Raw genomic sequence first — 12,764 nt, 5'->3', positions numbered from 1 at the left:
CTGCTTGAGGTCGATCGACCCAAGGGGAGGCCCGTACGACTTCGGTCGTACGGGCCTCTTCGGCGTTCGCGCGGGGGTTCACTGCATGTTCTGCACCGGCGGATGGTCGTACGACGCCTCGCACACGTATACCTGGAGGCTGTAGCTCCGGCCGATGGTGATCTGCGTGTCGAGCGCGGGCCCGAGGAAGTGGTACCCGGTGTACCCCGCGTCCTCGAGCGGCCGCCAGCTGCCGCTGCCGCCGTCCCACTCCGTGCCGTCGATGGTCAGCAGGGGCCGCACCCGGGAGCCGCACTCGGCGCAGGCCATGGGGAACGGGTCGGAGAAGCTCCAGGGCGCGTGCCCGGCGAGCTTCCACCCCGGGGCGACGGCCAGATCGAACTGGTAGCAGACCCCGGACTCTTCCTCGATCGCCTCCTCCCACTCCTCGATCCGGTCGGCCAGCTCCGCCGGCAGTTCGTGCGGGGCCGGGTACTCGACGACGGCCTCGGGGTGCAGCACGCACGGTTCGGGCAGATAGTCGTCACTGCCGATCACCGCGGGCCGCGGGGGAGCGGCGAGCGGGGTGACGACATCGGCGGCCCGGCGCCAGCGCACCTCCACCCTCGGTACGTAGCCGTCCTCCGGATGGTCGAACGCACACCACAGAACCTGCAGCAGATCGGTGCCGTCGGGCCGGGGGAGCGCGGGCACGTCGGCGGCGCGTATCTGGGCGACCGGAACCATCGGCACCGGCCCGTCCTGGGCCGCCCGGTACGGCTTGGTCCCGCGGTCGACCAGCGCGCGCTCCTCGTCGGCCAGCAGGTCGGCGCCCTCCGCCCGCGGCCGGGCCCAGGCCTCGCGCAGAACGCGCCGGCCGATATGCACGTCGTCCGGCGCCACACCGTGCTGCCAGGGCCCGGCGTGCTCCGGACAGGTGGGCCACGGCTCCTCGGCCGGCCACAGCAGGGGCCCGCCGACGGAGCTGTCCGCCGCGGTGGGCGCGCCTGCGCGGGGGTGCAGGCGCACGGCGGAGCGGGCGAGCGGGGCCAGTTCGGGGAAGACGGCGGCGATGTCGAGCGGCCGGGGCGGGGTCGTACGGGTCATGGCTGGAGGGTAGGGGGAGGGTCTGACAGCGAGGATGTAGGCGGCATCGCTCGAGGGGGTCTGACGGGACCCATACCGGTTCGATCACGGCTTGCGCAGAATCCGACACACCCTCTGTGCAATGCCCCCGCCGGCGAAGAACACTGCCCCCACCAGTGATCTTGTGCGACCGAAAGCGAACCCGTGACCGCCGTCCAACCCCCTGAGCTCCCCGACGAGTCCCCCATACCCGACGAGCAGTGGGACGCGTTCCTGCGCGAAGCCGTGGAGGACGGTGGCAGGAACGCGCCGAAGGAGCCGTCCGCGCGGGCGCGGATGGTGACCCGTCGGCTGCGGGAGCAGGATGCGGCGGTGCCGGACCGGGCGGCCGAGGGTGACGCCCGGCGCCCGTGGCGGCGCAAGCGGGCCCAGCAGCCGCAGCCGTCGGTGCCGCCGGGCTGGCGCACCGGTCCGGCCTGGCGGGAGATGAACGGGCGCAGCAGCCGACGTCGCACCGTGGGCTCGGCGATCGGTGTGGTGCTGGCGGCGGCGCTCGCCGTCGTGGCCGTACGGCCGTCGCTGCTGCTGGACCGGCTGCCCGGCCACGACCACGGCTCCGGAGCGTCGGCCACCTCACCGCTGCCCGCCGAGACGGCGCCGCCGACCGGTGCCCCGGGCGCGGTCGACCAGGACGGACCGCCCACCCGCAAGGACCCCTTCCGCGGCTCGCCCGCCCAGCGGTGGGCCGACGGGGCGGACGCCATCGAGGTGCCGCAGGCGAAGGCCGTGGCGGGGATGAGCCAGGAGGACGTGGCCCTCGCCCTGCGCCGTACCAAGGAGTTCCTGGTCGACACCAACCTGGACCCGGCCGTGCTGCGCGGCGGGCAGCCCGACGCGGCGCTGGCCCTGCTCGACCCGCGGCAGCCCCACACACTGTCCGGCCTGCAGCGCTCGCTGCGCGCCCCGAACCGCCACTATGACCCCCTGCAGTTGGTGACGCGCTTCGACCCGGCACAGGTGGCCCTCGCCGGCGACGTGGTGAAGGTGCGCGGCCGTATGACGTTCTCCGCCGGTGCGGCGGGCGAGGTGCGCGTGCATGCGGACTACACCTTCGTCTACCCGATGGTCCGGACCGGAGGGAAGGGCCACAGGGGCGGTGGCGAAGGCGTCGTGGCGCGGACGATCATCCGCCGCGACCTGACCATGGTCCTGCTCGACCCGCACCAGTGGATCGCGACCGAGGGCAGACTCGGAGTCCGCTCGTCCGACAGCGAGTTCTACAACTCCGAGTGCGGCGTCTACGACGGCTACTACCACCCCGTCTTCCCGGACGCCGACCCCACCGGCGCCCCGGCCATGGGCCCCGCCGCCGACCCCTACGACCGCAGCAAGTCCCTGACGGCCGACCACCAAAAGGGCTGCGGCACCGTCACCCGCACCTGACGAGATGCGTACCCGCGAGAGGAACAGCGCGCCCGCCGGCGCCGCTCCTGTCGCCGGGAAAGCCCAAAAGCCAAGTCCCACAGCTCAGCTGTCTGACGATTCCGGACTGGTTTGCTAGCGTGACGCGGGCACGCCAGAGCGATAAAACGGGGGTTGGCATCGTGACAGGAAGTGGCGGCGAGCACGCCGTGGGAATGCGGCTCAATCAGTTGCCGGACGGTCTGGGCGGTGGCGGACCAACGGGCGGTGGCCAGCCGGGCCTCGCGTCCTCTCCCGCCGAGAAGCAGGCCGCGGCGAACACCCTCCACAACCACATCGAGGGGGACACCAAGACGGCGGGGGCCTGGGCGGACGACGAGACGGGCGCCGTGGTGAAGGCGTTCGCCGCGAAGGACGGGCACGGCTGGCTGACCTCGGGTGCCGTGGGCAAGGCGCACACCGTCTGGGGCGAGCAGATGCAGAGTCTTGTGAACAAGCTGTCAGGCGACGAATCGGCCCTCCGGAACAACAACACGCTCCTGATGGGAACGGACTTCGGAGTGAGCGACTCGGCGCGCAAGGTGTCGGTGTTCGACGCGTACTCACCGCCGCCCGGGCAGTGACGAGCAGTCGAGCCCATTCGCACGCCACTGGAGTCAACGGGGGAACCATGCCGACGTATCACGAGATTCTGACGACCGACCTGTCCGCGCTCACCACGGCCGCCGAACGCTGGGACGGCATGGCGAAGGAGCTCAACAAGCAGGAGGACGCGTACCGGCGGGACGTACACGACATCACCCTGCGCCCGACCTTCGTGGGTGAGAGCCAGTCGGCCGCCAACGCGCGCTTCGGCATCAGGCTCACGGAGTTCCAGAGCGCCCAGACCGAGGCCAAGGCGATCGCCTCGCTCCTGCGTGACGCGCACACCCAGTTCGTGGACCTGCGCAAGAAGCTGGAGTCGGCACGGGACGACGCCATCGCCAAGGGGATGAAGGTTTCGGACCAGGGTGTGGTCTCCTACGACACCGGCAAGTTGAGCCAGGGGGACAAGCAGGCGCTGGCGCACGACCCCGACTACCAGGACAGCATCCGCAAGGACGTCGCTTCCTGGCAGACCCGCATCGACCAGTGCGTGCAGGACGTGGACGATGCCGACAAGGGTGTCGAGGTCGCCTTCACGGCCGTTGTGAAGGGTCCCGACCAGGGCTTCGGCACGGTCCCCGACTTCAACGGCAAGGCGCAGGGCGACATCGAGAAGTACGAGGCGGACGAGGCCAGGGACATCGCGCAGCGCGTCAACTCCGGTGACGCCTCGGCGGCCGACTACCAGGAGCTGCAGAGGCTCTTCCACGACAACTCCGGCGACAAGGCCTTCGGCCAGACCCTGCTGGACGAGCTGGGTGCCAAGGGCACACTGCAGCTCTCCAACAGCCTTGACGGTCTCGCCTACCACGGCGACAAGCAGCACAGCGACCAGTACTTGGACATCCAGAAGGGGCTCGCCACCACACTGGCGACCGCGACCCAGGATCCGAGCTCGTCCTTCTACAAGCACTTCCGCGAGGACATGCAGAAGGCCGGGACCGAGCAGTTCAAGGTCGACGGCCTCAGCCCCATCCCGGACGAGAAGGTCCGCGGCTACCAGAGCCTCGTCACGCTGATGCAGCAGGGGAACGGCTACAACGGGCAGTTCCTGGAAGACACGGCCGACGACATCCGGCACGCGGAGGAGTCGTACACGGCCCAGGGCCATACCGAGTCCATCTGGGCCCTGCGGGACAAGTTCAGCGGCAAGGACCGGGGCTGGTTCGCCAACGACCCGCTCGACGGCGTGCTCGGGATCATGTCCCACGACCCGAAGACCAGCGCCGAGTACCTGGACCCGGCACACACCGACAACCTGGACTACCTGCTCCACGGGCGGGACTGGGACACCGTCATCGACCACTACGCGACCCCGCCCGGCGGGACCACCACGGGCATGCCGGTCATGGCGGCGGACGGGGACGACCGGAAGGGCTTCGGAGACGCCTTGGCCGCGGCGGCCACCGGCATCGACCCGGACGGCCAGCGCCCCATGGCCCCGACACCGCACACCGACGCCAACAACCGGGTGTTCGTGCACGCGCTGGACGTCCTGTCCAAGCAAGGTGACGACATGCCGGCCTCGCTGCGCGACGACATGGCGAAGATCATGGTCAATCACGGCCGCGAGACGTACGTGGCGATGAGTGATCTGAGCGGCGGTCGGCACCTCGCCGACGGCCCGGACCTGAACCGTGACCAGGTCCTGGAGATGACGAAGCAGATCTCGCGGAGTCAGGACTCGTACAACATGCTGCACGAGGGCATGAACTACGCGATCACGGCTGACATAAACGACCCCTCACGTCACCCGGAGGACACCCTCCACTCGGCCGGCACCGCGATCGGCTTCATGGAGGAGGGCCGGTACCTGGCGCTCAAGGGAGACCAGCACGACTACACCTGGGACAAGACGTGGAGCTACCACGCGTCTGGAGCGCTGCTCAATTTCATTCCGGTGTACGGCGACATCGCCCAGCGCGGTACCGACGCGCTCACCACCGCGTGGGTCATGGACGAACAGCGCGACCAGGCCGCCAAGCTGACCAGCGACAGCCAGGCCACGTATCACCTGCGCCAGAACCAGCTCAACGAGATCGCCCGCACGTGGTACGCGGCCAACCCGGAATGGGCCGACAGCCACACCGACTACTCTCACGACCAGGGCATATACGACCAGATCAACGGGGCGGCCAACAACGGCAACGAACGCGCCCGTGGCATGGCGGGAGCGCAGTGATGACGACAGGACCGAGGCGTGGGGCGGTGGCCCTGATGTGCACCGCCGTCCTGGCAGCGGCGGCCGGCTGCAGCAGCAGCACCCACGCCACCGTCCCCACGGAGTTCTGCAAGGTCCCGGTGCCGAAGGAGGCCCTGTCACCGCTCATCCCGAAGGACGGACCGGTGAAGCAGACGTACGCGGCCCTTGAGGGACAGCCGGGCGCGGCCTGCGCCCTGAGCGCCGACGGTCACCGGGTGCTGTACGTCGACATTACGAGCTGGGACCGGGCCCCGGATCCGGTGAACTGGAAAACAGAGGGCTCGACGTACAAGTTCGCCGCCGAGCGGGCCGTGTCCTTCCCGGGACATGCGGCGATCGGAAGCGACGGCGCCGTGGTCCAGGCGAACTGCACCTCCCGGAACGCGTACATGATGTTCGGGGTCTATTTCTTCGGCGACCGAGTCGAGAACACTCCCACTGGTTACAAGAAGCTGCAACGGTTCGTCGACGCTCTCGTGCCGAAGGAAACCAAGAAATTCGGCTGCACCAAGTGAAAAGTGTTCCGGCGGGGAGGAACGCGCGCGACCGACGGGCGGGAAACGAGGGCCGAGACGGCCGTGCCGCTGAAGACGGGTGGCCGTGACCGCCGACAGGGCGAAATGGCGTGTCCTGCTCTTGACGGTCGCAGTCGGCGCTGCGGGTGTGATCACGGCCGGTGCCGTCGGGGCCTGGCTGTGGGTCGGCTCCGCCAAGGACTCCGGGGCATGCCAGAAGCAGCTCCTGGCGGACAAGAGGGTGCGGTCGGCCCTCGGGGCGGAGTACCGGAGTGATCTCAGCTGCCCGGCGCTGGGCGCGGCCGTCAAGCACGTCACCATGGGAACGACGCCGGGCAAGCACACCCTCCAGCAGGCGCGAGCCATGCAGAACCTGCTGACGGCCGTGGACGACACGGTCGGAACGGGCGACCGGACAGTGGATCCCGCCCTCGCCGTTCCCCTCGCCCAGGCGCTGGCCGATTACGCGGATGACACGGACCAGATCCTGACCTCGGTGAACGTGGACTACATCCGCGCGGACACGTCGTCCACCTCGCCCTGGCAGGACCGGACCGGCGTCCACATGTCCATGTCGGTGGACACCGTGCTCCATGTCGTACGGGCGGTGTCCGACAGCCCCGAGGCCTACGCCACGGTCCGTGACGCCGCCACCCGGCAGGCCGCCGCCGATCTCGCCGCCACCCCCGTCACGGCCGGGAAGGAGACGCTCACTCTGCGGGCGAAGCTCTGCGGGCGGGTGCTCGGCTCGCTGGACGGGGTGGCGGAAAAGGTGACAGGGAGCGTGGGACGGACCGGGGCGCGGAAGTGGGGCGGGGACGTCGCCACTCGTCTGTCGGCACACGCGTCCGCCCCGCCCGCCTACGGCCAGGACCCCGCCGGCCATCTGATCGACTCGTGGAAGCAGGAGCTGAAGGGTGTCGACGCCGCGGACGCGCTCGCGCGGCTGGAGGCCCAGAGCATGGACATGAGCCGTATCTGGGGCAAGGCGCTCGGTGCTGACGGCGGGCTGCAGGACTCACTGGCATACGGATCCAGGGACAACGCGGCCTCCGCTCGGAGCGACGCGCTCGACACGCTCCGGTGACCGCAGGAGCCGAGGAATCCGGCGCACCAGTTTGACCTACGTCACCCGAGGGGTAATCTCTACGCCCCGATTGGCCAGCCCCCCGCCCCATATGGCAGACTGTCCGAGTTGCTCGGTCGAGTGTTGATGCTGCGCGCCTCCCGCCGGGAGGACTGAAAGCGAGTCCCACAGTACTCGTCGCCCTAACTGCCTTCGCGGCAGCGCTGGGGCGGACGTACGGGAATCTTTCGGGAAGTGCGGTGCGGCACCGGCCAGGCACCCGGTGGGCCTTCGCCCCCGGCTTGCGGTTCCGGAAGGGCCGTGCGCATTCCCCGCAGGGATGTTCGAACAAGGGACATCCGTGTCAGCGGGAGAGCGACACGCCCGACCGCGTGGGTCGGAGACGGAAGTACGGAACACCGGGTTCCAGAGCGTTCCAGAGACAGGACTACGGAGTAGCCATGGCGGGACAGAAGATCCGCATCCGGCTCAAGGCCTACGACCACGAGGTCATCGACTCCTCGGCGAAGAAGATCGTCGAGACGGTGACCCGCACTGGTGCGTCGGTCGCGGGCCCGGTGCCGCTGCCCACTGAGAAGAACGTGTACTGCGTCATCAAGTCGCCGCACAAGTACAAGGACTCGCGCGAGCACTTCGAGATGCGCACGCACAAGCGCCTGATCGACATCCTCGACCCCACCCCCAAGACCGTTGACTCTCTGATGCGACTCGACCTCCCGGCCGGTGTCGACATCGAGATCAAGCTCTGAGGGTCGGTGAGCTGAGAATGGCTAAGCAGATCAAGGGCATCCTGGGCGAGAAGCTCGGCATGACGCAGGTGTGGGACGAGAACAACCGTGTTGTTCCGGTCACCGTCGTCAAGGCCGGCCCCAACGTCGTCACCCAGGTCCGTACGAACGATGTCGACGGCTACGAGTCCGTCCAGATCGCTTTCGGCGAGATCGACCCGCGCAAGGTGAACAAGCCCCTCAAGGGCCACTTCGCCAAGGCCGATGTCACGCCGCGTCGCCACCTCGTTGAGATCCGCACCGCGGACGCCTCCGAGTACACCCTCGGCCAGGAGATCACCGCTGAGGTGTTCGAGGCCGGGATCAAGGTCGACGTGACCGGCAAGAGCAAGGGCAAGGGCTTCGCCGGTGTCATGAAGCGTCACAACTTCAAGGGCCTCGGCGCCGGACACGGCACCCAGCGCAAGCACCGCTCTCCCGGTTCCATCGGTGGCTGCGCCACCCCGGGCCGCGTGTTCAAGGGCCTCCGCATGGCGGGTCGCATGGGCAACGAGCGGGTCACCACCCAGAACCTGACCGTCCACGCCGTTGACGCGGAGAAGGGTCTGCTGCTCATCAAGGGCGCGGTTCCCGGTCCGAACGGCGGCCTCGTCCTGGTCCGCACCGCGGCCAAGGGGGCCTGAGGTAACCGATGAGCACTGTTGACATCCTTTCGCCGGCGGGCGACAAGGCCGGTTCCGTCGAGCTCCCCGCGGAGATCTTCGACGTGGAGAAGATCAGCATTCCGCTGATCCACCAGGTCGTCGTCGCGCAGCTGGCCGCTGCCCGTCAGGGCACGCACAAGACCAAGACCCGTGGCGAAGTCCGTGGTGGCGGCAAGAAGCCGTACCGCCAGAAGGGCACCGGCCGCGCCCGTCAGGGCTCGACCCGCGCGCCGCAGTTCGCCGGTGGTGGCGTCGTGCACGGTCCCGTGCCGCGTGACTACTCGCAGCGCACCCCGAAGAAGATGAAGGCCGCGGCCCTGCGCCACGCCCTCACCGACCGGGCGCGTCACAACCGCATCCACGTCGTCTCCGGCGTGGTCGAGGGCGGGGTCTCCACCAAGGCCGCGAAGAGCCTGTTCGGCAAGATCAGCGAGCGCAAGAACCTGCTCCTGGTCGTCGAGCGCGCCGACGAGGCCGCGTGGCTGTCCGCCCGCAACCTGCCCCAGGTCCACATCCTGGAGCCGGGCCAGCTGAACACGTACGACGTTCTCGTCTCGGACGACGTGGTCTTCACCCAGTCCGCGTTCGAGTCCTTCGTGTCCGGCCCGAAGGCCAATGACACCGAAGGGAGCGAGGCCTGATGGCTATCCGTCACCCCGCTATCGCCTCGAAGGCGGCCAAGGCCGCCAAGGCCGCGCGCGTCGCCAAGGCGCGCCGCCACGCCGCCGAGGGCAAGAACACCGTCGAGACCCCGCTGAGCAAGTCCTTCACGGACCCCCGCGACGTGCTGGTCAAGCCGGTCGTCTCGGAGAAGAGCTACGCGCTCCTCGACGAGAACAAGTACACGTTCGTCGTCGCCCCGGGCGCCAACAAGACCCAGATCAAGCAGGCCGTCCAGGCGGTCTTCGACGTCAAGGTCACCGGGGTCAACACGATCAACCGCCAGGGCAAGCGCAAGCGCACGAAGACGGGCTTCGGTCAGCGTGCCGCGACCAAGCGCGCGATCGTGACCCTCGCCGAGGGCGACCGTATCGACATCTTCGGCGGTCCGACCGCCTAAGGGCGGTCCGGATCGTCCGATATCGGACGAGGACTGAGAAATGGGAATCCGCAAGTACAAGCCGACTACGCCGGGCCGTCGTGGCGCCAGCGTCGCCGACTTCGTCGAGGTCACGCGGTCCACGCCGGAGAAGTCGCTGGTCCGCCCGCTGCACAGCAAGGGCGGCCGTAACAACGCCGGTCGTGTGACCGTTCGCCACCAGGGTGGCGGACACAAGCGCGCCTACCGAGTGATCGACTTCCGTCGTCACGACAAGGACGGCGTGCCGGCGAAGGTCGCGCACATCGAGTACGACCCCAACCGCACCGCGCGCATCGCGCTGCTGCACTACGCCGACGGCGAGAAGCGCTACATCCTCGCCCCGCGCAACCTGCAGCAGGGTGACCGCGTCGAGAACGGTCCCGGGGCCGACATCAAGCCGGGCAACAACCTGGCCCTCCGCAACATCCCGGTCGGTACCACGATCCACGCGATCGAGCTCCGTCCCGGTGGCGGTGCCAAGTTCGCCCGCTCCGCCGGTGCCTCCGTGCAGCTGCTCGCGAAGGAGGGCGCCTACGCCCACCTGCGCATGCCGTCCGGCGAGATCCGTCTCGTCGACGTCCGCTGCCGCGCCACCGTCGGTGAGGTCGGCAACGCCGAGCAGAGCAACATCAACTGGGGTAAGGCCGGCCGTAAGCGGTGGCTGGGCGTTCGCCCGACCGTCCGTGGTGTCGTCATGAACCCGGTTGACCACCCGCACGGTGGTGGTGAGGGCCGGACCTCCGGTGGTCGCCACCCTGTGTCCCCGTGGGGCAAGAAGGAAGGCCGTACTCGTTCGCCCAAGAAGGCGTCGAACAAGTACATCGTCCGCCGCCGCAAGACGAACAAGAAGCGCTAAGGACGGGTTGAGATGCCTCGTAGCTTGAAGAAGGGACCCTTCGTCGACGACCACCTGATCAAGAAGGTGGACGTCCAGAACGAAGCCGGTACCAAGAACGTCATCAAGACCTGGTCCCGTCGCTCGATGATCGTCCCGGCCATGCTCGGCCACACGATCGCGGTGCACAACGGCAAGACCCACATCCCGGTGTTCGTCACCGAGTCGATGGTCGGCCACAAGCTCGGCGAGTTCTCGCCGACCCGCACCTTCCGGGGCCACGTCAAGGACGACCGGAAGTCGAAGCGCCGCTAGTAGCGGATCGCATTCAGACACGTAAGTAACTGAGAGGGACAACCATGGAAGCCAGGGCCCAGGCGCGGTACATCCGCGTCACGCCCATGAAGGCCCGCCGCGTGGTGGACCTGATCCGTGGCATGGACGCCACGGAGGCTCAGGCTGTTCTGCGATTCGCTCCGCAGGCAGCCTCCGTGCCGGTCGGCAAGGTGCTCGACAGCGCCATCGCCAACGCCGCGCACAACTACGACCACACCGACGCCGACAGCCTCTTCATTTCCGAGGCCTACGTCGACGAGGGCCCGACCCTGAAGCGGTTCCGGCCGCGTGCCCAGGGCCGTGCCTACCGGATCCGCAAGCGGACCAGCCACATCACCGTGGTCGTCAGCAGCAAGGAAGGAACCCGGTAATGGGCCAGAAGGTTAACCCGCATGGGTTCCGGCTCGGTGTCACCACGGACTTCAAGTCCCGGTGGTACGCCGACAAGCTGTACAAGGACTACGTCAAGGAAGACGTCGCCATCCGTCGGATGATGACGTCCGGCATGGAGCGCGCCGGCATCTCGAAGGTTGAGATCGAGCGCACCCGTGACCGCGTGCGGGTGGACATCCACACCGCTCGTCCGGGCATCGTCATCGGCCGCCGTGGCGCCGAGGCCGACCGCATCCGCGGTGACCTCGAGAAGCTCACGGGCAAGCAGGTCCAGCTGAACATCCTCGAGGTCAAGAACCCCGAGACCGACGCTCAGCTGGTTGCCCAGGCCGTTGCCGAGCAGCTCTCCTCCCGCGTCTCCTTCCGCCGTGCCATGCGCAAGAGCATGCAGTCGGCGATGAAGGCCGGCGCCAAGGGCATCAAGATCCAGTGCGGCGGCCGCCTCGGCGGCGCCGAGATGTCCCGCTCGGAGTTCTACCGCGAGGGCCGTGTGCCCCTGCACACGCTCCGCGCGAACGTGGACTACGGCTTCTTCGAGGCCAAGACGACCTTCGGCCGCATCGGTGTGAAGGTCTGGATCTACAAGGGCGACGTGAAGAACATCGCCGAGGTCCGCGCCGAGAACGCTGCGGCCCGTGCGGGTAACCGCCCGGCCCGTGGTGGTGCCGACCGCCCGGCCCGTGGTGGCCGTGGTGGCGAGCGGCGCGGTCGCAAGCCGCAGCAGGCTGCCGGCGCCGAGGCCCCCAAGGCCGAGGCTCCCGCGTCCGCTCCGGCTGAGAGCACCGGAACGGAGGCCTGACCGAAATGCTGATCCCCCGTAGGGTCAAGCACCGCAAGCAGCACCACCCCAAGCGCCGCGGTATGGCCAAGGGTGGTACCACGGTTGCGTTCGGCGAGTACGGCATCCAGGCCCTCACGCCGGCGTACGTGACCAACCGCCAGATCGAGGCGGCCCGTATCGCGATGACCCGCCACATCAAGCGTGGCGGCAAGGTCTGGATCAACATCTACCCGGACCGCCCGCTCACGAAGAAGCCGGCCGAGACCCGCATGGGTTCCGGTAAGGGTTCTCCGGAGTGGTGGATCGCGAACGTGCACCCGGGCCGGGTCATGTTCGAGCTGTCCTACCCCAACGAGAAGATCGCCCGTGAGGCCCTGACTCGCGCAGCCCACAAGCTGCCGATGAAGTGCCGGATCGTCAAGCGCGAGGCAGGTGAAGCGTGATGTCGGCCGGTACCAAGGCGTCCGAGCTGCGCGAGCTGGGCAACGAGGAGCTTCTGGCGAAGCTCCGCGAGGCCAAGGAAGAGCTGTTCAACCTCCGCTTCCAGGCGGCGACTGGTCAGCTCGAGAACCACGGTCGGCTCAAGGCCGTCCGTAAGGACATCGCGCGGATCTACACCCTGATGCGTGAGCGCGAGCTGGGCATCGAGACGGTGGAGAGCGCCTGATGAGTGAGAGCAACGTGACTGAGCAGACTGCAGAGGCCCGCGGCTTCCGCAAGACCCGCGAGGGTCTCGTCGTCAGCGACAAGATGGACAAGACCGTCGTCGTCGCCGTCGAGGACCGCGTCAAGCACGCGCTGTACGGCAAGGTCATCCGCCGTACGAACAAGCTCAAGGCGCACGACGAGCAGAACGCCGCGGGTGTCGGCGACCGTGTCCTCCTGATGGAGACCCGGCCGCTGTCCGCGACGAAGCGCTGGCGCGTCGTCGAGATCCTCGAGAAGGCCAAGTAATTCCTGCGGGCAAAC

General features: G+C 68.4%; 17 protein-coding genes. 16 read left to right on the top strand and 1 reads right to left on the bottom strand.

The window, feature by feature from the left end; all coding sequences use genetic code 11:
• Window positions 1-78: 78 nt before the first annotated feature.
• Window positions 79-1,086: a hypothetical protein gene (locus ADK64_RS23900; RefSeq protein ID WP_063789943.1), complete on the bottom strand. Its 1,008-nt coding sequence runs from the start codon at window positions 1,084-1,086 to the stop codon at window positions 79-81.
• Between the two features lie 183 nt (window positions 1,087-1,269).
• On the opposite strand from ADK64_RS23900, the gene ADK64_RS23895 reads away from it, so the two are divergent.
• The 16 genes from ADK64_RS23895 (at window position 1,270) to rpsQ (ending at window position 12,749) form a co-directional block, all read left to right on the top strand.
• A complete protein-coding gene (locus ADK64_RS23895; protein ID WP_053661891.1) occupies window positions 1,270-2,508 on the top strand; it encodes a hypothetical protein in 1,239 nt (412 codons plus the stop codon).
• A 194-nt stretch (window positions 2,509-2,702) separates the two neighbouring features.
• Window positions 2,703-3,110 carry a hypothetical protein gene (locus tag ADK64_RS23890; protein WP_234384683.1) on the top strand — a complete coding sequence of 136 codons (408 nt, stop codon included), beginning with the start codon at window positions 2,703-2,705 and terminating at the stop codon, window positions 3,108-3,110.
• A gap of 47 nt (window positions 3,111-3,157) precedes the next feature.
• Window positions 3,158-5,314: a hypothetical protein gene (locus tag ADK64_RS23885; protein WP_053661890.1), complete on the top strand. Its 2,157-nt coding sequence runs from the start codon at window positions 3,158-3,160 to the stop codon at window positions 5,312-5,314.
• Window positions 5,314-5,850: a hypothetical protein gene (locus tag ADK64_RS23880; RefSeq protein ID WP_159046321.1), complete on the top strand. Its 537-nt coding sequence runs from the start codon at window positions 5,314-5,316 to the stop codon at window positions 5,848-5,850. Before ADK64_RS23885 ends, ADK64_RS23880 begins: the two co-directional genes overlap by 1 nt.
• A 121-nt stretch (window positions 5,851-5,971) precedes the next feature.
• On the top strand, window positions 5,972-6,937 hold the full coding sequence (locus tag ADK64_RS23875; protein WP_159046320.1) for a hypothetical protein: 966 nt from the start codon (window positions 5,972-5,974) through the stop codon (window positions 6,935-6,937).
• A gap of 440 nt (window positions 6,938-7,377) precedes the next feature.
• On the top strand, window positions 7,378-7,686 hold the full coding sequence (gene rpsJ, locus ADK64_RS23870; RefSeq protein WP_003948644.1) for a 30S ribosomal protein S10: 309 nt from the start codon (window positions 7,378-7,380) through the stop codon (window positions 7,684-7,686).
• A 17-nt stretch (window positions 7,687-7,703) separates the two neighbouring features.
• Window positions 7,704-8,348: a 50S ribosomal protein L3 gene (gene rplC, locus ADK64_RS23865; protein WP_020135811.1), complete on the top strand. Its 645-nt coding sequence runs from the start codon at window positions 7,704-7,706 to the stop codon at window positions 8,346-8,348.
• Window positions 8,349-8,356: 8 nt separating this feature from the next.
• Entirely contained in the window at window positions 8,357-9,010 is a 654-nt protein-coding gene (gene rplD / locus ADK64_RS23860; RefSeq protein ID WP_053661887.1) for a 50S ribosomal protein L4, read from the top strand.
• Window positions 9,010-9,429, top strand: coding sequence for a 50S ribosomal protein L23 (gene rplW / locus ADK64_RS23855; RefSeq protein WP_053661886.1), 420 nt, complete (start codon window positions 9,010-9,012; stop codon window positions 9,427-9,429). The genes rplD and rplW overlap by 1 nt, the downstream gene beginning before the upstream one ends.
• Before the next feature lie 40 nt (window positions 9,430-9,469).
• Entirely contained in the window at window positions 9,470-10,306 is an 837-nt protein-coding gene (gene rplB / locus ADK64_RS23850) for a 50S ribosomal protein L2 (RefSeq protein WP_018543909.1), read from the top strand.
• 12 nt (window positions 10,307-10,318) lie between these two features.
• A complete protein-coding gene (rpsS, locus tag ADK64_RS23845; protein WP_003948639.1) occupies window positions 10,319-10,600 on the top strand; it encodes a 30S ribosomal protein S19 in 282 nt (93 codons plus the stop codon).
• A gap of 44 nt (window positions 10,601-10,644) precedes the next feature.
• The gene (gene rplV, locus ADK64_RS23840; RefSeq protein ID WP_003974262.1) at window positions 10,645-10,992 is read left to right on the top strand and encodes a 50S ribosomal protein L22; all 348 of its coding nucleotides are present in this window, start codon (window positions 10,645-10,647) and stop codon (window positions 10,990-10,992) included.
• A complete protein-coding gene (gene rpsC, locus ADK64_RS23835) occupies window positions 10,992-11,813 on the top strand; it encodes a 30S ribosomal protein S3 (RefSeq protein WP_003998826.1) in 822 nt (273 codons plus the stop codon). Before rplV ends, rpsC begins: the two co-directional genes overlap by 1 nt.
• A 5-nt stretch (window positions 11,814-11,818) precedes the next feature.
• Window positions 11,819-12,238, top strand: coding sequence for a 50S ribosomal protein L16 (gene rplP, locus ADK64_RS23830; RefSeq protein ID WP_007443989.1), 420 nt, complete (start codon window positions 11,819-11,821; stop codon window positions 12,236-12,238).
• A complete protein-coding gene (gene rpmC / locus ADK64_RS23825) occupies window positions 12,238-12,462 on the top strand; it encodes a 50S ribosomal protein L29 (RefSeq protein ID WP_003974259.1) in 225 nt (74 codons plus the stop codon). The genes rplP and rpmC overlap by 1 nt, the downstream gene beginning before the upstream one ends.
• Window positions 12,462-12,749, top strand: a complete 288-nt coding sequence (gene rpsQ, locus ADK64_RS23820; protein WP_003992363.1) for a 30S ribosomal protein S17 — start codon at window positions 12,462-12,464, stop codon at window positions 12,747-12,749. The genes rpmC and rpsQ overlap by 1 nt, the downstream gene beginning before the upstream one ends.
• The last annotated feature ends 15 nt before the right edge of the window (window positions 12,750-12,764 follow it).

Origin of the sequence: Streptomyces sp. MMG1121 (assembly GCF_001280015.1) — a bacterium.
Lineage (GTDB): Bacteria > Actinomycetota > Actinomycetes > Streptomycetales > Streptomycetaceae > Streptomyces.
This window is presented reverse-complemented; position numbering and strand designations above follow the sequence as displayed.

What these genes read in the sequence shown, in the direction of transcription:
- rplP (WP_007443989.1), top strand. Translation starts at nt 11,819, where the DNA reads ATGCTGATCCCCCGTAGGGTCAAGCACCGCAAGCAGCACCACCCCAAG.
- rplD (WP_053661887.1), top strand. Translation starts at nt 8,357, where the DNA reads ATGAGCACTGTTGACATCCTTTCGCCGGCGGGCGACAAGGCCGGTTCC.
- ADK64_RS23900 (WP_063789943.1), bottom strand. Translation starts at nt 1,086, where the DNA reads ATGACCCGTACGACCCCGCCCCGGCCGCTCGACATCGCCGCCGTCTTC.
- rpsC (WP_003998826.1), top strand. Translation starts at nt 10,992, where the DNA reads ATGGGCCAGAAGGTTAACCCGCATGGGTTCCGGCTCGGTGTCACCACG.
- rplB (WP_018543909.1), top strand. Translation starts at nt 9,470, where the DNA reads ATGGGAATCCGCAAGTACAAGCCGACTACGCCGGGCCGTCGTGGCGCC.
- ADK64_RS23880 (WP_159046321.1), top strand. Translation starts at nt 5,314, where the DNA reads ATGACGACAGGACCGAGGCGTGGGGCGGTGGCCCTGATGTGCACCGCC.
- rplV (WP_003974262.1), top strand. Translation starts at nt 10,645, where the DNA reads ATGGAAGCCAGGGCCCAGGCGCGGTACATCCGCGTCACGCCCATGAAG.
- rpsS (WP_003948639.1), top strand. Translation starts at nt 10,319, where the DNA reads ATGCCTCGTAGCTTGAAGAAGGGACCCTTCGTCGACGACCACCTGATC.
- ADK64_RS23885 (WP_053661890.1), top strand. Translation starts at nt 3,158, where the DNA reads ATGCCGACGTATCACGAGATTCTGACGACCGACCTGTCCGCGCTCACC.
- ADK64_RS23890 (WP_234384683.1), top strand. Translation starts at nt 2,703, where the DNA reads ATGCGGCTCAATCAGTTGCCGGACGGTCTGGGCGGTGGCGGACCAACG.
- rplW (WP_053661886.1), top strand. Translation starts at nt 9,010, where the DNA reads ATGGCTATCCGTCACCCCGCTATCGCCTCGAAGGCGGCCAAGGCCGCC.
- rpsJ (WP_003948644.1), top strand. Translation starts at nt 7,378, where the DNA reads ATGGCGGGACAGAAGATCCGCATCCGGCTCAAGGCCTACGACCACGAG.
- rpmC (WP_003974259.1), top strand. Translation starts at nt 12,238, where the DNA reads ATGTCGGCCGGTACCAAGGCGTCCGAGCTGCGCGAGCTGGGCAACGAG.
- rplC (WP_020135811.1), top strand. Translation starts at nt 7,704, where the DNA reads ATGGCTAAGCAGATCAAGGGCATCCTGGGCGAGAAGCTCGGCATGACG.
- rpsQ (WP_003992363.1), top strand. Translation starts at nt 12,462, where the DNA reads ATGAGTGAGAGCAACGTGACTGAGCAGACTGCAGAGGCCCGCGGCTTC.